General features: G+C 71.6%; 16 protein-coding genes. 8 read left to right on the plus strand and 8 right to left on the minus strand.

Annotated features, from left to right (window positions below):
• Positions 1–60: 60 nt before the first annotated feature.
• Complete coding sequence (locus tag ACFY0U_RS28820; protein ID WP_005485166.1) at positions 61–249, minus strand: DUF5703 family protein; 189 nt, start codon at positions 247–249, stop codon at positions 61–63.
• Between the two features lie 47 nt (positions 250–296).
• Between ACFY0U_RS28820 and ACFY0U_RS28825 the strand changes: the two genes are divergently transcribed.
• Entirely contained in the window at positions 297–986 is a 690-nt protein-coding gene (locus tag ACFY0U_RS28825; RefSeq protein WP_388640700.1) for a hypothetical protein, read from the plus strand.
• 114 nt (positions 987–1,100) lie between these two features.
• Here ACFY0U_RS28825 and ACFY0U_RS28830 read toward each other — a convergent pair whose 3' ends face one another.
• Both ACFY0U_RS28830 and ACFY0U_RS28835 read right to left on the minus strand, forming a co-directional pair.
• Entirely contained in the window at positions 1,101–3,263 is a 2,163-nt protein-coding gene (locus ACFY0U_RS28830; RefSeq protein WP_388640702.1) for a helix-hairpin-helix domain-containing protein, read from the minus strand.
• Positions 3,260–4,243 carry an aldo/keto reductase gene (locus ACFY0U_RS28835; protein WP_388640705.1) on the minus strand — a complete coding sequence of 328 codons (984 nt, stop codon included), beginning with the start codon at positions 4,241–4,243 and terminating at the stop codon, positions 3,260–3,262. The genes ACFY0U_RS28830 and ACFY0U_RS28835 overlap by 4 nt, the downstream gene beginning before the upstream one ends.
• A gap of 178 nt (positions 4,244–4,421) precedes the next feature.
• Between ACFY0U_RS28835 and ACFY0U_RS28840 the strand changes: the two genes are divergently transcribed.
• Positions 4,422–5,477, plus strand: coding sequence for an LLM class F420-dependent oxidoreductase (locus ACFY0U_RS28840; protein ID WP_388640707.1), 1,056 nt, complete (start codon positions 4,422–4,424; stop codon positions 5,475–5,477).
• Between the two features lie 234 nt (positions 5,478–5,711).
• Entirely contained in the window at positions 5,712–6,500 is a 789-nt protein-coding gene (locus ACFY0U_RS28845; protein WP_388640710.1) for a ferritin-like domain-containing protein, read from the plus strand.
• A gap of 9 nt (positions 6,501–6,509) precedes the next feature.
• On the opposite strand, the gene corA is transcribed toward ACFY0U_RS28845, so the two are convergent.
• Positions 6,510–7,505, minus strand: a complete 996-nt coding sequence (gene corA / locus ACFY0U_RS28850) for a magnesium/cobalt transporter CorA (protein ID WP_388640713.1) — start codon at positions 7,503–7,505, stop codon at positions 6,510–6,512.
• Between the two features lie 149 nt (positions 7,506–7,654).
• Here corA and ACFY0U_RS28855 point away from each other — a divergent pair, with 149 nt between their 5' ends.
• From ACFY0U_RS28855 to mshC, 4 genes are all read left to right on the plus strand, one after another.
• Positions 7,655–8,341, plus strand: coding sequence for a histidine phosphatase family protein (locus ACFY0U_RS28855; protein WP_388640716.1), 687 nt, complete (start codon positions 7,655–7,657; stop codon positions 8,339–8,341).
• Positions 8,342–8,407: 66 nt separating this feature from the next.
• Entirely contained in the window at positions 8,408–8,998 is a 591-nt protein-coding gene (locus tag ACFY0U_RS28860) for a DUF3090 domain-containing protein (RefSeq protein WP_388640718.1), read from the plus strand.
• Positions 8,962–9,771 carry an SCO1664 family protein gene (locus tag ACFY0U_RS28865; protein ID WP_388640720.1) on the plus strand — a complete coding sequence of 270 codons (810 nt, stop codon included), beginning with the start codon at positions 8,962–8,964 and terminating at the stop codon, positions 9,769–9,771. Before ACFY0U_RS28860 ends, ACFY0U_RS28865 begins: the two co-directional genes overlap by 37 nt.
• A gap of 113 nt (positions 9,772–9,884) precedes the next feature.
• Positions 9,885–11,114 carry a cysteine--1-D-myo-inosityl 2-amino-2-deoxy-alpha-D-glucopyranoside ligase gene (gene mshC, locus ACFY0U_RS28870; RefSeq protein ID WP_388640722.1) on the plus strand — a complete coding sequence of 410 codons (1,230 nt, stop codon included), beginning with the start codon at positions 9,885–9,887 and terminating at the stop codon, positions 11,112–11,114.
• 65 nt (positions 11,115–11,179) lie between these two features.
• Here the strand turns inward: mshC and ACFY0U_RS28875 are convergent, their stop codons facing one another.
• Positions 11,180–11,854, minus strand: a complete 675-nt coding sequence (locus tag ACFY0U_RS28875; RefSeq protein WP_388640725.1) for a hypothetical protein — start codon at positions 11,852–11,854, stop codon at positions 11,180–11,182.
• 41 nt (positions 11,855–11,895) lie between these two features.
• On the minus strand, positions 11,896–13,626 hold the full coding sequence (locus tag ACFY0U_RS28880; protein ID WP_388640728.1) for a S8 family peptidase: 1,731 nt from the start codon (positions 13,624–13,626) through the stop codon (positions 11,896–11,898).
• A 276-nt stretch (positions 13,627–13,902) separates the two neighbouring features.
• On the opposite strand from ACFY0U_RS28880, the gene ACFY0U_RS28885 reads away from it, so the two are divergent.
• The gene (locus ACFY0U_RS28885; protein ID WP_388640731.1) at positions 13,903–14,841 is read left to right on the plus strand and encodes an SMP-30/gluconolactonase/LRE family protein; all 939 of its coding nucleotides are present in this window, start codon (positions 13,903–13,905) and stop codon (positions 14,839–14,841) included.
• Positions 14,842–14,877: 36 nt separating this feature from the next.
• Here ACFY0U_RS28885 and ACFY0U_RS28890 read toward each other — a convergent pair whose 3' ends face one another.
• Both ACFY0U_RS28890 and ACFY0U_RS28895 read right to left on the minus strand, forming a co-directional pair.
• Positions 14,878–15,861, minus strand: a complete 984-nt coding sequence (locus tag ACFY0U_RS28890; protein ID WP_388640734.1) for a PAC2 family protein — start codon at positions 15,859–15,861, stop codon at positions 14,878–14,880.
• Between the two features lie 350 nt (positions 15,862–16,211).
• Complete coding sequence (locus ACFY0U_RS28895; RefSeq protein WP_384177092.1) at positions 16,212–16,883, minus strand: FadR/GntR family transcriptional regulator; 672 nt, start codon at positions 16,881–16,883, stop codon at positions 16,212–16,214.
• Between the last annotated feature and the right edge of the window lie 46 nt (positions 16,884–16,929).

Genomic DNA, 16,929 nt, shown 5'->3' on the forward strand with positions numbered 1-16,929 from the left:
CGGCGCATGACGGAGCGGGCCCCGCATCGGCGGGGCCCGCTCCGTTTTCGTCGCGTCATCTCACCAGGTGGCGCGAACCTGGCGGATGATCCTGCGGCGCAGCCGCACCCTGCGGCTTCCGTCACGCAGCAGGCTCAGGCGGTCCAACTCCCAGTGTCCGTACTCTGCATGGTCCGTCAGCAGTCGGGTGGCGTCCTTGCGGGAGACCCCGCGCGGCACGTACACGTCGACAAATTCGTATTCCGGCATCGCATCTATTGTGCGGGCTGGGGCCCGGTACGGATAGCGTCTGCACTATGTCTGATGCTGTGCAGCCCACCGCTGCCGAGGTACGTGCCGCCGCCGAGGCGGTCAAGACCGCGCTCGACCGCCACCTGGCCGCGGTCGAACGCCGGTCGGGGGAGGACGACCCGGCCGTCTACGAGGCGTTCAACGAGCTCGCCGCGGCCGCCGAGGCGTACGACGAGCTGCTCTACGACCGCTACGAGGAGGTCACCCCCTTCGAGATCCCCGGCACGGACGACGTGCCGCCGTACACCGGTCCCGAGGAACCGCACGCGGTGAGCGTGCTGATCCGCCGTGACTACGCCGTGGCCGAGCCGCAGCGGCTGCTGGCGCAGGCCCAGCGGATCGAGGCGGCGGACTACGCGGACGGTGCGGAGGCCTCCGGCACGGTGCACGGAGCGTTGGACATCCTGTTCGGAGAGTTCGAACCGGACGAGATCGCCTCGCGGCACAAGGAGTTCGGCCTGGAGGAGGGCGACTCCACGCTGTGGGTGACCGCGGCGGACGAGCAGGCGGCTCCCGGTGAGTGGCTGGAGGGGCCGTTCGAGCAGATCGACCCGCAGCGGGTGGTGTGCCGGTTCGACGTCAGCGCGGTGTTCGACGACGAGATCGATGACGGCGAGATCGATGACGGCGAGGACGAGCTGGACGAGCTCGATACGGAGCTGGACGAGGACGAGGATCTGGAACGCCACGCGTAGCGCTGCGCTGGGCTTGGGCGGCGGCGGTCGCGGACGGGTTCCGTGGCCGCCGCCGTCTTGCGTGTGCGGCTGCGTCGTGGCTGGTCGCGCAGTTCCCCGCGCCCCTGGGGTGGGTCAGCCGGCCGTTGGTACCTGGGTTCCGAGCAGGACGGGGAGGCGGGTCGTGCGGGGCTTCGCCGGGATCTCGGCCACCGCCCTGGGGAGGGCCTGGTCCGCGCCCTGGACCACGGAGAGGTGGCGCTCGGCTCGGCTGAACGCCGTGTAGACCCACGGTCGGGTCAGGGCCTGGGTCGCGTCTCCCGGCAGGACCACGACCACCGCCGGCCAGCGGCCGGCCGCCGCCTGGTGGGCGGTGAGGGCCCAGCCGTGGCGCACGGACTCCTCGACACGCTCCTTCGGTACGACGACGGGCTCGCCGGCGCAGGACAGATGGAGGCCCTCCGCGTCCGCCTTGACCACGTGGCCCGGCAGGGTGCGGCCGGGGGTGGGGGAGTAGGCGACGCGGTCGCCCGGGTCGAAGCCGCCGAAGCGGCCCGGGCCCGGGTTGAGACGCTCCTTGAGCGCCGCGTTCAGGGCCCGGGTGCCCGCCGCGCCGCCATGGCCCGGCGTGATCACCTGGGTCTCCTCGGGCGGAACGCCGATCGCGCGCGGCACCGAGTCGGCCACCAGCTGCACGGTCCGGTGCACGGCCTCGCCCGCGTCCCGCGCCGGCACGATCACGACCTCCTTGCCGGGGGCCTCGACCTGGTTCAGCTCGCCGATGCCGATACCGGAGACCAGCTCGCCGAGGGGGCCCGGGTCCGGCCGCCGGGAGGCGATCTGGGGGCAGACGCGCGCGGCCAGCAGATCACCGAACACCCGCCCCGGCCCCGCCGACCACAGCACCGCCGGATCCCCGGCCAGCACCAGCCGCGCCCCGTCCGGCAACGACTCGGTCAGCAGCGCCGCACTCTCCACGTCCAACTGCGGAGCGTCGACGACCACCAGGAGGTCGAGGTCGAGTGCGCCGTCGGCATCGCGGCCGGGGCCCTCGGCGCCGGAGAGGAGACCGGTGACGGTGGTGGCGGTGTCGCGGGAGGCCAGGGCCGCGAAGCGGTCCCGTCCCAGGGGGCCGTGGGCCGCAGCCCAGGCGCGCAGGCCGAGTCCGCGGGCCGTCCGGAGCAGGGCCGCCGGTTCCGCCAGGGACGCCTCGCCGCCGGTGTGGAGGACCAGTCCGCTGCTCGCGACCGCGCGGATCAGTTCGCCGGCGGAGCCCTTGGCCGAGTCGGCGGCGCGCTCCCAGTCCTCGGCCGAACCGTCCTGTTTCGGTACGGAGTTGATCAGCCGGGCCAGTCCGTCGGCGAGGCTCTCCTCCGCCATGGCGTACCGCTCCAGGCCGACCAGGACGCGGACCGGGCGCTCCTCGCCCTCCTCCGGTTCCGGGGCCCGCGGGTCGAGGGCGTCCTGGAAGGCCAGTGCCTCGGCCTCCGCGAGGGTGCTTTGGACGGCCGCGTCGGCGTCCGGCACCCCCTGCTTGCCCAATGCCGCCGTGAGCATGGGGAGTTCGAGAGCCGTGTGCCCGGCCACGGCCGCCTGTTCCAGCAGCCAGACGGTCACCGCCCGGCCCCGCCGCTCGTCGTCCGGACCGCACTCCGCGCCGAGCAGCGCCCGCGCGAACCCGTCGGCCTGCTCGGGCCGCACCCCGGCGACCCGCAGCAACTGCCAGGGGTCCTCGCGCAGTTGCTCGGCGGCACCCTCGCCGAGCGCGGCGGCGACCTGCGCGACGAGGGACTCCGGCGCACCGCCGTCGGCCAGCACCCGCCGTACGGACTCCACGGTCTGCGCCGCGGGAGCCGCGGGCACGTCGGCCGCCACCGGCTGAGGGCGCTGGACGGGCTCCGGCGCGGGCCGGCGCGGTGGCTCGGGCTCGGCGAACACGGTCGCCGCCGGCTTGGCCCCGCTCTCGACGGCCCGTACGGCGGCCAGCAGATCGGCGGCCGTCCCGCTGAGCTTGGCCCCGGCCTCGACGGGACCCTGCTTCTCGGCCTTGCGCCGGGCGATCCGCTCGCGTTCGAGTTTCTGCGCCGCGAGCTCGGCCGCGGCCTCGGACAGCTTCGCCGCGGCCTCGCCCTGCTCGCCGTCGGAAGCCTCGGCGGATGCCTCGTCCGCGCCGCCTTCGGCCTCCTCGCCTCCGGCCGCCGCCCCCGCCTCGGTGCCGTCGGCCTCGGGGCCCGCGTCCTGTGCGGTGCCCGGCGACTCAGGCTCGGTCTCCTCCGTGGGCTCCGGCTCCGTGCTCACAGCGTGCTCCAGTCGTGATCGGGATAGCGGTGCACGGGCGCCGACACATCGTCGAGCGCCCGGCAGATCTCGTCAGGAAGACTAAGGGCCTCCACTGACAATGCCGCCGTGAGCTGCTGCGCGTTGCGCGCGCCGACGATCGGCGCGGTCACGCCGGGCCGGTCGCGGACCCAGGCGAGGGCCACCTGGAGAGGGGTCACCGCGAGCCCGTCGGCGGCGGTCTGCACGGCGTCCACGATGTGACCGGCCGTCTCGTCGAGATACGGCGCGACGAAGGGGGCGAGATGCTCCGAGGCGCCCCGCGAGTCGGCCGGCGTGGCGTTGCGGTACTTGCCCGTCAGCACCCCGCGGCCCAGCGGGGACGACGGGAGCAGACCGATGCCCAGGTCCAGCGCGGCGGGCAGCACCTCGCGCTCGATGCCCCGCTGGAGCAGGGAGTACTCCAGCTGGGTCGCGGCCAGCCGGGTCCGGGTGCCCGGGGCCGCCAGCTGCCAGGTCGCGGCCTTGGCGAGCTGCCAGCCGCAGAAGTTGGAGACCCCGGCGTACCGCGCTCGGCCGCTGCTGACCGCGAGGTCGAGGGCCTGGAGGGTCTCCTCCAGCGGGGTGTCCGGGTCGTAGGCGTGGACCTGCCACACATCGACGTAGTCCGTGCCGAGCCGGGCCAGCGAGGCGTCCAGCGCGGAGAGCAGATGGCCGCGCGAGCCGTCGAACCGCCGGTCCGGGTCGGGCACGCTGCCCGCCTTGGTGGAGATGACCAGATCCCGGCGCGGGATCAGCCCTTCTATGAGGCGTCCGAGCAGATACTCGGACTCCCCGTCGCCGTACACGTCCGCGGTGTCGACGAGGCTGCCGCCCGCTTCCCAGAACGTCTTCAAGAGGTCCGCGGCGTCGTGCTCGTCGGTGTCCCTGCCCCACGTGAGGGTTCCGAGTCCGATGCGGGACACACGCAGGCCGGTGCGGCCGAGATGCCTCTGCTCCATGAACGCCGACATTACTGGCCGGAACCAGTGGTGTGGGGGCCTGTGGACAACCAGTTTCCGTCAGCGACACACGCGTTCATGTGGGCGGAAGAACACGACCGCCGGCTGCCCCGATCCGTACGCCCCGCGCTAAGGTCGGGAAACCAGGGACGTTACTGATGGGTAAGGGGAATCGGCCATGCAGCTCGGCATCAACCTCGGTTACTGGGGCGCCGGAATGGACGCGGACAATCTCGCCGTCGCCCAGGAGGCCGACCGACTCGGGTACGCCGTGTGCTGGGCGGCCGAGGCCTACGGCTCCGACGCGGCCACCGTGCTCAGCTGGGTCGCGGCGCAGACCGAGCGCATCGACATCGGCTCGGCCATCTTCCAGATCCCGGCCCGCCAGCCGGCGATGACCGCGATGACCGCCGCCACCCTCGACTCGCTCTCCGGCGGCCGCTTCCGCCTCGGCCTCGGCGTCTCCGGACCGCAGGTCTCCGAGGGCTGGTACGGCGTCAAGTTCGACAAGCCGCTGGCACGCACGCGTGAGTACGTCGAGATCGTCCGCAAGGCGATGACGCGCGAGCGTCTGTCGTTCGAGGGCGAGCACTGGACGCTGCCGCTGCCCGGCGGCCCCGGTAAGCCGCTCAAGCTCACCGTGCACCCCGAGCGCGAGCACATCCCGCTGTACATCGCCGCGATCGGGCCGAAGAATCTGGAGCAGACCGGCGAGATCGCCGACGGCGCGCTCCTCATCTTCCCGTCCGCCGAGCACCTCGAGGAGACGACGCTCAAGCACCTGCGCGCGGGACGCGCGAAGGCGGGCAAGACCCTCGACGGGTTCGACATCCACCCGACGCTCCCGCTCGCCCTCGGCGAGGACAAGGACGTGGCCGCCCTCGCCGACTTCTTCCGCCCCTATACCGCGCTGTACGTCGGCGGCATGGGCAGCGCCAAGCAGAACTTCTACAACCAGCTCGCCCAGCGCATGGGCTACGAGGCGGCGGCCGCCGAGGTCCAGGAGAAGTACCTGTCCGGTGACAAGCAGGGCGCCGCGGCGGCCATCCCGCACGACCTGATCGACAAGACGGCGCTGCTCGGTTCCGTGGACCGCATCGCGGACCGGATGAAGGAGTACGCGGCGGCCGGCGTCACCACGCTGAGCCTGTCTCCCGCGGGCTTCACGCTCGACGAGCGGATCGCCGCGCTGCGGGCCGGGTCCGAGGCCCTGGAGCGGGCCGGACTGGCGTAACGCGCGCCGGAGCCGCCGGAGGTTTCCGCGGCCGTGGTGGGGGCTCGGGGGTCTTCCCCGCCACGGCCGTCACGCGGAACAACGCGCTCGCGCCCGTGTGGTTACGCCCCCGTCGTGACCGCCGGGGTCCTCCTTTTGGCGGAGTTGTCCGACACAGCTGTTGCAGCACCCCTCGCGCCGCATTTGACTCGTTCTTTGCGGAATGCCGCGGAGTCCCGCAGAGAGGTGCCCACGATGCTTTCGGCCAAGAGTCTGTTCCAGGAGATCATCGACAACGACGAGTCCTTCCGCCTGTTCTGCTCCATCGCGGCCAGCGGGGAGTCACAGGGCGGCTGGGAGAACGCCCGCATCGCCGCGCTCGTCCCGGACGGCGAGCGCGCCCTCGCCCCCAAGATCACCCGGCACGGCGCCGACGAGGACAAGCACGGGCGGATCTTCAACGCCCTGATGAAGAAGCGCGGCCTCGAACCCGTCCCTGTACCGCCCGACACCGACTACACGATGCTCCTGGAGCGCAACGGCATCGGTCTCGCCCACGACAAGCTCAAGGCCGACCAGGCACTGACCGTGCAGGACATCGTGACCTACCTCGCCCACAGCCGCGTCACCGAGCAGCGCGCCTCCGAGCAGATGGAACTGCTGCGCAAGCACTTCGCCGACCATCCCGACCTCGGCCGCGCGGTGAAGATGATCTCCAACGACGAGGACAACCACCTCGCCTACTGCCACGAGGAGTTGCTGCGCTTCGCCCACGCGGGGCACGGCCGGGACATCCAGCGCACGCTCCGGGAGTGCGCTCTCGCCGAGATCCGCGTCTACCGGGACGTCAGCCTCGCGGTCATGGCCCACATGGGCCGCATCCTGGGCTGGCCGACGGCCAAGTCCGCCGTCCTCGCGGCGGGCATCCACGCGGTCTACGCGTACGAGCGCGCCGCGGGCTGGCGCCGGATGGTCTCCCTGCGGATGCCCGAGCGGCGCGACGCCCTCGGCGGACCGGCCACCTCGGCCCCCGAGTTCGCCTGAGCCGCGGCCCTACAGCCAGCCCCTGCTCTTGAACAGCCGGTACAGCACGACCTCCAGGGCGGCCATGAGCGCGATCACCGCCGGATACGACCACACCCAGTGGAGTTCCGGCATGTGCTCGAAGTTCATCCCGTAGATCCCCGCGATCATCGTGGGGACCGCGGCCATGGCCGCCCACGCGGAGATCTTCCGCATGTCGTCGTTCTGACGGACGCTCATCTGCGCGAGATGCGCGGAGAGGATGTCCGACACCAGCCGGTCCAGGCCCTCCACGGACTCGTTCACGCGCGTGAGGTGGTCGTTGACGTCCCGGAAGAAGGGCCGCGCCCTCTCGTTGACGAACGGCACCCCCGAGCCGAACTGGCCGACGGCCGCCAGCCGGGTCAGCGGCAGCGCCAGCGGGCCGGTCGCCCGGCGGAACTCCAGGATCTGCCGCTTGAAGGTGTAGATCCGCGACGCCGTGTGACGCGAACCGCCGCCGTCCGGCGAGAAGACCTCCGCCTCCAGCTCCTCCAGATCGGTCTGGAGCTCCGTCGCCACGTCCAGATAGTGGTCGACGACGGCGTCCGAGACCGCGTACAGCACCGCCGTGGGGCCCTTGCCGAGCAGCTCCGGCTCCTGCTCCAGGCGTTCCCGCACGGCCCCCAGCGGAGAGCCCTCGCCGTGCCGGACGGTCACCACGAAGGCGTCGCCGATGAAGAGCATGACCTCCCCGGAGGAGACCTGGTCGCTGTCCGGTTCGTACACGACGGGCTTGAGGACGATGAAGAGCGAGTCGTCGTAGACCTCCAGCTTGGGCCGCTGGTGGGCCTTCAAGGCGTCCTCGACCGCCAGCGGATGCAGCCCGAACTCCTCGGTGACGAGGTCGAACTCCTTCTCCGAGGGCTCGTGCAGCCCGATCCAGACGAACCCGCCCGCGGCCCGCGCCTCGCCCAGGGCGTCGGACAGGTCATCGGGGCCCTCGGCGCGGTACCCGTCCCTGTAGATGGCACAGTCGACGATCACGCTGCGTATTCTCCCGTCGCTCGCGATCCGACGCACGGTGACATTTTCGCCTCCGGGGCGCTCCAGCCGGTGTCGAGAGCCCGACCGTGCTCGACCTCTCGACACCGGCGCGCCCCTTCGGCTGGGCGCGTACGCCTACGCTGGGCCGCATGCCCACGTTGATCCTCGTACGCCACGGACGATCCACCGCCAACACCGAGGGACTGCTCGCCGGGTGGACGCCCGGGGTCGCCCTGGACGAACGCGGGGCCGCGCAGGCCGCCGCGCTGCCCGGGAGGCTCGCCGGGCTGCCGATCTCCGAGGTCGTCAGCAGCCCGCTCCAGCGCTGCCAGGAAACGATTCAGCCGCTTCTCGACGCCCGTCCCGAGCTGACCCCGCACACCGACGAGCGGATCGGCGAGTGCCACTACGGCGACTGGTCCGGCCGCAAGCTCGCCGAGCTCATGGACGAGCCGCTGATGGAGGTCGTCCAGGCCCACCCGTCGGCGGCCGCGTTCCCCGGCGGCGAGTCGATGCGGGCGATGCAGACCCGCGCCGCCGAGGCCGTACGCGAGTGGAACGCGCGCGTGGAGCGCGACCACGGCGCCGACGCCGTCTACCTCATGTGCTCGCACGGCGACATCATCAAGTCGCTCGTCGCGGACGCGCTCGGACTCCATCTCGACCTCTTCCAGCGGATCTCCGTAGAACCGTGTTCCATCACCGCGATCCGTTACACCCGTCTGCGGCCGTTTCTCGTGCGCCTCGGCGACACCGGTGATTTCGCCTCGCTCGCACCGCGCGAGGAGCCTTCCGCCGGTGATGCCACCGTCGGTGGTGGTGCGGGCGCACCGTGATCGTCGGGCGCAGTAGGGTGAAGCGGTCGAAGCAGCGCCGTACCCCGATTCCAATGGAGACAGGACGTGTCCCGTCAGGTGTTCCTCTATGACCCACCGGAGCGTTTCGTGGCCGGCACGGTCGGACTGCCCGGGCGCCGTACGTTCTTCCTCCAGGCCTCAGCCGGCTCCCGGGTGACCAGCGTGGCCCTGGAGAAGACCCAGGTCGCCGCCCTCGCCGAGCGGATGGACGAGTTGCTGGACGAGGTCGTGCGCCGCAGCGGCGGCAGCGCCTCCGTCCCGGCCATGGCACCCACCGAGGTGTCCGACGCCGCCCCGCTGGACACCCCCGTCGAGGAGGAGTTCCGCGTCGGCACCATGGCGCTCGCCTGGGACGGCGAGGAGCAGCGCATGATCGTCGAGGCGCAGGCCCTCGTGGAGCTCGACGCCGACTCCGAGGAGGACCTCGCCGAGGCCGAGGAGCGGCTCCTCCAGGACGAGGAGAACGGCCCCCCGATGCTGCGGGTCCGGCTCACCGGCGCGCAGGCCAGAGCCTTCGCCAAGCGCGCCCTGGACGTCGTCAACGCCGGGCGGCCGCCGTGTCCGCTGTGCAGTCTCCCGCTCGACCCGGAAGGACACGTATGTCCGCGCCAGAACGGATACCGCCGCGGAGCGTGACCACGGCGGAACTGCTCACCCGGGGTGAGCTGACGGTGCGCGGCCAGATCCGCGAGGCCTCCAACGCGGTGCTGTACTGCGCCGTCTCGTACGAGGGGCAGGAGGCCGTGTGCGTCTACAAGCCCGTACGCGGTGAGCGGCCCCTGTGGGACTTCCCCGACGGCACCCTCGCCCAGCGCGAGGTCGCCGCGTACGAGGTCTCCGAGGCGACCGGCTGGGGGCTCGTCCCGCCCACCGTGCTGCGCGACGGGCCCTACGGCGAGGGGATGGTCCAGCTGTGGATCGAGGCCGAGCCGGGCCCCGAGCTGCTGGCGCTCGTCGACACCGAGGAACCGGAGCCGGGCTGGAAGGCGATCGGGTTCGCCGAGGTCGGCGACGGGAAGACGGCGCTGCTGGTCCACGCCGACGACGAGCGGCTGCGCCGGCTGGCCGTGCTCGACGCCGTGATCAACAACGCCGACCGCAAGGGCGGCCATCTGCTGCCGGCCGGGGACCGCCTGTACGGCATCGACCACGGCGTCACCTTCAACACCGAGAACAAACTGCGCACCCTGCTGTGGGGCTGGGCGGGCGAGCCGCTGCCGGGCGAAGCCGTCGACGTCCTCAAGGGCCTCAAGGAGGCTCTCGCAGGGGAGCTGGCCACCCGCCTGGCCGAACTGATCACGCCCGCCGAACTGGACGCCACACGCGCGCGTGTCGAGGCCCTGCTGACCTCGGGAAAGCATCCGGAGCCGAGCGGCGAGTGGCCGGCCATTCCCTGGCCGCCGGTGTAGGAGCACACTGGCCGTGTCCCTGCACAGCGGCCGGTTTTGCGCAAGAACGCCTTAATGGCCATCCAGCCCGGTCCGGTTCGTATACGGAACATCCGTCCGGTTAGGCTCATGACATGCATGCCTGGCCCGCTTCCGAGGTCCCCGCCCTGCCTGGTCAGGGCCGCGACCTGAGGATCCACGACACCGCGACCGGTGGCTTGGTCTCCCTTGACCCCGGTCCCGTCGCCCGTCTCTACGTCTGCGGCATCACGCCGTACGACGCGACCCATATGGGACACGCGGCGACCTACAACGCGTTCGACCTCGTGCAGCGCGTGTGGCTCGACACCAAGCGCCAGGTTCACTACGTCCAGAACGTCACCGACATCGACGACCCGCTCCTGGAGCGCGCCCAGCGGGACAGCGTCGACTGGGTCGCCCTCGCCGAGAAGGAGACGACCCTCTTCCGCGAGGACATGACCGCCCTGCGGATGCTGCCCCCGAAGCACTACATCGGAGCGGTCGAGGCGATACCCGGGATCGTCCCGCTCGTCGAACGGCTGCGGGACGCGGGCGCCGCGTACGAACTCGAAGGGGATGTCTACTTCTCCGTCGAGTCCGACCCGAACTTCGGCAAGGTCTCGAACCTCGACGCCGCCGCCATGCGGCTGCTGTCCGCCGAGCGCGGCGGCGACCCGGACCGTCCGGGCAAGAAGAACCCGCTCGACCCGATGCTGTGGATGGCCGCCCGTGAGGGCGAGCCGAGCTGGGACGGCGGTTCGCTGGGCCGCGGGCGGCCCGGCTGGCACATCGAGTGCGTCGCCATCGCCCTGGACCACCTCGGCATGGGCTTCGACGTTCAGGGCGGCGGCTCCGACCTCGCCTTCCCGCACCACGAGATGGGCGCCTCCCACGCCCAGGTGCTGACCGGCGAGTTCCCCATGGCCAAGGCGTACGTCCACGCCGGCATGGTCGCGCTGCACGGCGAGAAGATGTCCAAGTCCAAGGGCAACCTGGTCTTCGTCTCGAAGCTGCGCTACGACGGCGTCGACCCGGCCGCGATCCGGCTCGCCCTGCTGGCCCACCACTACCGGGCCGACTGGGAGTGGACCGACCAGGTGCTCGAAGACGCCGTCGCCCGGCTCGGCCGGTGGCGTGCCGCCGTCTCCCGGCCCGACGGTCCGTCCGCCGACGCCCTCGTCGAGGAGATCCGCGAGGCCCTCGCGAACGACCTCGACACCCCCACCGCGCTGGCCGCCGTGGACCGTTGGGCGGCGACGCAGCGGGAACAGGGCGGCACGGACGAGGGCGCACCCGGCCTCGTATCGAGGGCTGTGGACGCGCTGCTCGGCGTGGCCCTCTAGACACGGCACGTGAAGGGGCGCTTCCTCCGCGCGGAGGAAGCGCCCTTCGTGTCACCTGGTGCCGGTCAGAGCCTGCGGATCTGGATGCTGCGCAGGATCTGCGGGCTCTGGGAGTCCCAGATGCCGATGACCTGGTGGCCGAAGGCGAAGGCCTCCTGGACCTGGTCGTGGGTCTGGGCGTTCGGGTTGAACAGGACCCTCACCTGGCTGTCGATGACCAGCGCGATCAGGCTGGGCTGGCCCGGCAGCGGCTGGACGACGTCGATGTAGCCGCTCGCGATGCCGGCCTGCAGCGCCTGCTGCTGGACCTGCTGCTGGATGTGCTGAACGGCGATCTGGGCGATCTGCTGGAGATGCTGTTGCACCTGCTGCTCGACCTGCTGTTGCTGCTGCTGGCCCTGGGGCTGGCCCTGCTGCTGTTGCCGGCCGTAGCCCTGCTGCTGCTCGAAGGGCTGCCGGCCGAGCTGCTGGAGCAGTTGCTGGAACGGCTGCTGCTGGCCGAGCTGCTGGAGCTGCTCCAGTGAGCCGCCGCCCATGCCGAACGGCTGCTGGCCCTGCTGCCCCTGCTGCCCCTGCTGACCTTGCTGTCCTTGCTGGCCGAAGCCCTGCTGGCCGAACGGCTGTTGCTGCTGGCCGAAGGCCTGCTGCTCGAACGGCTGTTGCTGCTGGTACGGCGAAGTGCTCGGGAACTGCTGTCCCTGCTGTTGTCCCAGTTGGCTCATCTGCGGGGTGGTGCTCATGCGGGTGTCACCTTCCCTTGATGGTGGGGATGTGCCGGCCGTCAGCCCGTGACGACCAGGCCGACGATCTCGTCGTCCGCGAACCACACGCGGACGTCGGGGCGTCCCCCCGCGAAGGCGGAGTGCACCGCCTGGCGGATCTCGGGGGACGGACGGTTCAGGTTCCGCCAGCCGCCGGCCACGAACAGCCGGAGCCTGGGCGGGAGTTCGCGCGGATACGGCAGGAGTTCGTCCCAGTACCGCTCGGCGTGGCCGGAGCCGACCGCGTGCGGCAGCAGATGGGTCACCGCCGCCTTGATGTCGGGCCGGTTGCCGATCCGCTGGGAGGCGGGCCGGCCCGGCGCGTCCTGCTGCGGGGCCCCGGTGGCCCGCAGGACCGCGCGGGCCCGCTCCGGGGCCATCGGTGCCTGGGCGGCCGCCCGGAGCATGCCCTGGAGCGCGGCCAGCGCGCCGACCACCATCGGGGCGGCCGAGGAGGTCCCGGAGAACGTGTCCGTGTACCAGGCGATCTCCTCGGGCCCGCCCTGGAGGTCGCCGGGCTTGTCCCAGAAGCCGCCGGTGGTCGTGACCTCGCGTCCCCAGCCCTGGGCGTCCACGCGGGCGCCGTAGTTGGAGAACGCGAGCCGTGACCGGTCCGGTCCGTGGTCGCGGCCGTGGGTGCCGGGCGGCGGGGCGCCCGCGCCGACCAGGACGGCACCGGAGGACTGGTTGGACGGGTTGAACGGGTTGCGCCACCACTCCGGGAATTCGTCGGGGCGGCGCTCGTAGACCGCGTCGTCGAGGGACTCGCCGCCGTTGCCGGCGGCGGCCACGACGAGGACGCCCTTGGCGGTGGCGTGGCGGACGGCCGCGAAGTCGTCCGGCCACCACTCCAGCGCGACATAGCCGCGTTGGTCGTCGCGCTCGGCGAACTCCGAACCCGGTCCGGGCCGGTGGAGTTCGATGAGGACGATGTCACCGGGGCCGAGCCGGTCCGCCGCCGCGTGGATCGCGGCCGCGGTGCCGATGCCCTGGAAGGACGCGGCCGCGGTCGTCGCCTCCGGCACGATGCCGGTGACGCCGTGCTCGCCCTGGTCGCCGCCGATCACACCGATCACGGCGGTGCCGTGGTTGCGCCAGGCGATGTCGGTCAGCGGGGTGCCGACCACGACACCGGCCAGCTTGGCGGCCAGGTCCTCATGGCCCAGCTGCCAGGAGCCCTCGACGTCGATCACGGTCACGCCCTGACCGGTCCCGCCGGGCCGCTGCCAGGCCCAGTGCGCGTCGATCCCCTCGGGCGCCGGCCGCAGATAGCCCTGCCGGCTGCTGAAGTCCGGGGTGACCGGGGCGCCTTCCTTCAGCCGCCGGCTCTCCTCGCCGACCTGCCCGAGGGCGGCCGGCACGGCGGGCGGCTTCACGTACGCCGTGTCGATGCCGGGCAACGCGGCGATCCGTGACCGCAGTTCCTGGGCGCGGCTGAGGTCGCCGCGCACCCGGTAGAACAGCGCGAGGTCGGGCACGTCCTCGGAGCCGGCCGTGGCCGACTGCTGCACCCTTTCCTCGTTTCCGAACAGCGGCTCCAGAGCGAGCTGTTCGTCGCTGAGGAACATGTTGAGGGCCGACACGTCGGCGCCCGCCGCCGACCGGACGTCCTCGGCCCGGGCGCGCAGCCGGGCCTCGGGACGGGCGACCACGATCAGTTCCTGCTCGGCTCCTCGATAGGTGAATCCCGCTCCTTCGGGCCCCGGCCCGGAGGCTCCCGGGCCCTGCGCCGGCTGTACCTGGTCCGTCATCGGGTACCGCTCCCTTCGCTCCTTGCGGGTGCCTGGTTGCGGGTTGGTGCGTCTCCCGGGGACAACCAAGCACTCCCGCAGCCCGCCGTCCACCCCCTAATCCGTGAACTCGGTTTGGAAACAGTTGAATTGGGTAACGTGTGCAATCCGTCCTGAAACAGATGTCACGTCACAATCCGGCCAAAGACTGCGGAGGCGGCTGTCGTGTGATGGGGTGGCAGGCGTCTGTTGACCGTCCGGCCGGCCATCCGCCGGCCCCTGGCAGAAGGACGCACAGTGGCACCCACAGACCGTTCCTTCGCACGTCGAAGACTCCTCACCGCGACCGCGGCGCTGACCGGAGCAGCGCTGCTCGGCGGCACGGCCCAGGCGGCCGAAACGCCCAAGGGCGCCTGGCCCGACCAGTTCCCGCTGCCCGACGGCTTCCAGCCCGAGGGCATCGCCATCGGTACGAAACCCGTCGCGTACTTCGGGTCCCTCGCCAACGGCGACGTATACCGGGCGAGCCTCGCCACCGGCCGCGGCTCCGTGATCAGCAAAGGCCTCGGCGCGGGCCACCAGACCGTCGGCCTGAAGATCGACCGGCACGGCCGTCGGCTCTTCCTCGCCGGTGGCGGCAGCGGTGAGATCCGCACGGTGGACGTCCGCTCCGGCGAGATCGAGAAGGTGTACGCCACCGGCGGCACCTTCGTGAACGATGTGATCCTCACCCCGGGCGCCGCCTGGTTCACCGACTCGTTCCAGCCGCGGCTCTACAAGCTGACCGGCGCCGGCGTGGAGACGGTGCCGCTGACCGGCGACTGGGTCCAGGGCGACGACTTCACCGCCAACGGCATCGAGCGCACCCCCGACGGCCGCGCCCTGCTCGTGGTGAACGCCTTCGCCGACGGCGGCACCCTCGAACGGGTCGACCCGCGCACCGGAGTCGCCCGCGCCGTCGACCTCGGCGGGGCCAAGATCCCCAACGGGGACGGCCTGTTGCTGCTCGGCAGGATCCTCTACGTCGTCCAGCAGCAGCAGAACGCGATCGATGTGTTCCGGCTGAACGCCGCCGGCACGAAGGGCACGGCGATCGTCAGGATCACCGACCCGCGCTTCCGTATCCCGACGACCGTCGCGGCCTGGGGCAGCCAGCTGTATCTGCCCAACGCCCGCTTCGACGTGGAACCGACGCCCGACACCGAGTACGACGTCGTGGCCGTACCGCAGGTGTGACCGTGAGGAGGGCGGTGCGAACCGCCCTCCTCCGGCTCACTCCTCCGACGACTCCTCGTCGTCCGTACCGCCGCCGCCCGACTTCGGCGGCTTCGGCGGCCGCGAACGACCGGTGGGGTTGTCCCGCAGATACGTACCGTCGCCCTCGGTCGCGTGCCCGCCCGGCGGGGTCGGACCGCCGCCGTCCCGTCTGCGCAGATACCGCTCGAACTCGCGGGCGATCGCCTCACCCGACGCCTCCGGCAGCTCGGCGGTGTCCCGGGCCTCCTCCAGCGTCTGCACGTACTCGGCGACCTCGGTGTCCTCGGCGGCCAGCTGGTCCACCCCCACCTGCCAGGCGCGCGCGTCCTCGGGCAGCTCGCCCAGCGGGATGCGTACGTCGATCAGGTCCTCGAGCCGGTTCAGCAGCGCCAGCGTGGCCTTCGGGTTCGGCGGCTGCGACACGTAGTGCGGTACGGCCGCCCAGAGGCTGACCGCCGGCACGCCCGCGTGCGTGCACGCCTCCTGGAGGACGCCGACGATGCCCGTGGGGCCCTCGTACTTGGTCTCCTCCAGGTCCATGCGCTGGGCCAGGTCCGGGTCGGACGTGGTCCCGCTGATCGGAACCGGACGCGTGTGCGGGGTGTCGCCGAGCAGGGCGCCCAGGATCACGACCAGCTCCACGCCCAGCTCGTGGGCGAAGCCGAGGAGCTCGTTGCAGAACGAGCGCCAGCGCATGGACGGTTCGATACCTCGGACCAGTACGAGATCACGCGGCTTGTCGCCGCCGACGCGCACGACCGACAGCCGGGTCGTGGGCCATGTGATCTTCCGCACTCCGGCATCCATCCACACCGTGGGGCGGTTCACCTGGAAGTCGTAGTAGTCCTCGGCGTCCAGCGCCGCGAACACCTCGCCCTTCCATTCCCTGTCCAGATGCGCGACCGCGGTGGAGGCGGCGTCGCCGGCATCGTTCCAGCCCTCGAACGCGGCCACCATGACCGGGTCGATCAGCTCGGGTACCCCCTCGAGCTCGATCACCCAGTGCCTCCTTCCGACGTGCCCTCACGTACGCCCCAACCTTACGGCGTCCAACGGGGGCGTCCGCAGCCCCCTTGCACGGGGGAGTGAACGCATCACTGCCCCATTAGCCACCCAGGAACACCCCCCATTCCTCGGATCTGTGCCGGATCACCGTGCACGCCTGCCCCTGCGGTGGCCATGTGACCCGGGTAGACGTCGGATGACCTGGATTGCTCCGATGACCTGCGGGATTGTTCGCTCACTCGTGCGACGGTACGTCGATCAGGGCACCCGACGTGGGGCGCGTGCGCACCTCTTCGTCGGGTGAGCGCAGGTGTCCCGGGGACGCGAGTACGGCGTGTCGGGGCTCAGAGAGACGCCCGCAGCCACTGCTCCACGCTCGCGATGTGCACCGTCGCCCACGACCGGGCCGCCTCCGCGTCGCGATCCCGTAGCGCGGCGAGGATCATGCGGTGTTCGTGCAGGGTGCGGCTGACCGCGTCCTCCTGGGTCAGGCCGCGCCAGATGCGAGCCCGCGTCGTGGGGCCGGACAGGCCGTCGAGGAGGGAGCAGAGGACGGAGTTGCCGGAGCTCTGCACGATGCCCCGGTGGAAGTCGAGGTCGCAGGCGACCAGTTCCTCCACCGAGGGGTCGGAACCCAGCTTGTCCAACTGGGCCGACAGCGCGTCCAGTTGCTGCTCGCTGATCCGCAGGGCCGCCATCGAGGTCGCGGCCGGCTCCAGGATGCGGCGCACGGCCAGGAACTCCAGGACCGTGTCGTCGCGGTGGAAGTCGACGACGAAACTCAGCGCCTCCAGCAGGAGTTGAGGGTCCAGGCTCGTCACATAGGTGCCGTCGCCCTGCCGCACATCCAGGATCCGGATCAGCGACAGGGCCCGCACCGCCTCCCGCAGGGAGTTGCGGGACAGCCCGAGCTCGGAGGCGAGCTCGCTCTCCTTGGGGAGCCGGTCGCCGGGGCGCAGGGCGCCCGAGACGATCATGCCCTTGATCTTCTCGATCGCCTCGTCGGTGACTGCCATGGCCGGCCTCCCTGTGGTTCCCGCATGCCCGTCAAGACATCCGATG

This window comes from Streptomyces sp. NPDC001536, assembly GCF_042894505.1.
GTDB lineage: Bacteria > Actinomycetota > Actinomycetes > Streptomycetales > Streptomycetaceae > Streptomyces.

Coding starts and splice junctions, on each gene's coding strand:
- ACFY0U_RS28840 (WP_388640707.1), top strand. CDS start 4,422: ATGCAGCTCGGCATCAACCTCGGTTACTGGGGCGCCGGAATGGACGCG.
- ACFY0U_RS28875 (WP_388640725.1), bottom strand. CDS start 11,854: ATGAGCACCACCCCGCAGATGAGCCAACTGGGACAACAGCAGGGACAG.
- ACFY0U_RS28825 (WP_388640700.1), top strand. CDS start 297: ATGTCTGATGCTGTGCAGCCCACCGCTGCCGAGGTACGTGCCGCCGCC.
- ACFY0U_RS28880 (WP_388640728.1), bottom strand. CDS start 13,626: ATGACGGACCAGGTACAGCCGGCGCAGGGCCCGGGAGCCTCCGGGCCG.
- ACFY0U_RS28845 (WP_388640710.1), top strand. CDS start 5,712: ATGCTTTCGGCCAAGAGTCTGTTCCAGGAGATCATCGACAACGACGAG.
- ACFY0U_RS28820 (WP_005485166.1), bottom strand. CDS start 249: ATGCCGGAATACGAATTTGTCGACGTGTACGTGCCGCGCGGGGTCTCC.
- mshC (WP_388640722.1), top strand. CDS start 9,885: ATGCATGCCTGGCCCGCTTCCGAGGTCCCCGCCCTGCCTGGTCAGGGC.
- ACFY0U_RS28895 (WP_384177092.1), bottom strand. CDS start 16,883: ATGGCAGTCACCGACGAGGCGATCGAGAAGATCAAGGGCATGATCGTC.
- ACFY0U_RS28835 (WP_388640705.1), bottom strand. CDS start 4,243: ATGGAGCAGAGGCATCTCGGCCGCACCGGCCTGCGTGTGTCCCGCATC.
- ACFY0U_RS28855 (WP_388640716.1), top strand. CDS start 7,655: ATGCCCACGTTGATCCTCGTACGCCACGGACGATCCACCGCCAACACC.
- ACFY0U_RS28865 (WP_388640720.1), top strand. CDS start 8,962: ATGTCCGCGCCAGAACGGATACCGCCGCGGAGCGTGACCACGGCGGAA.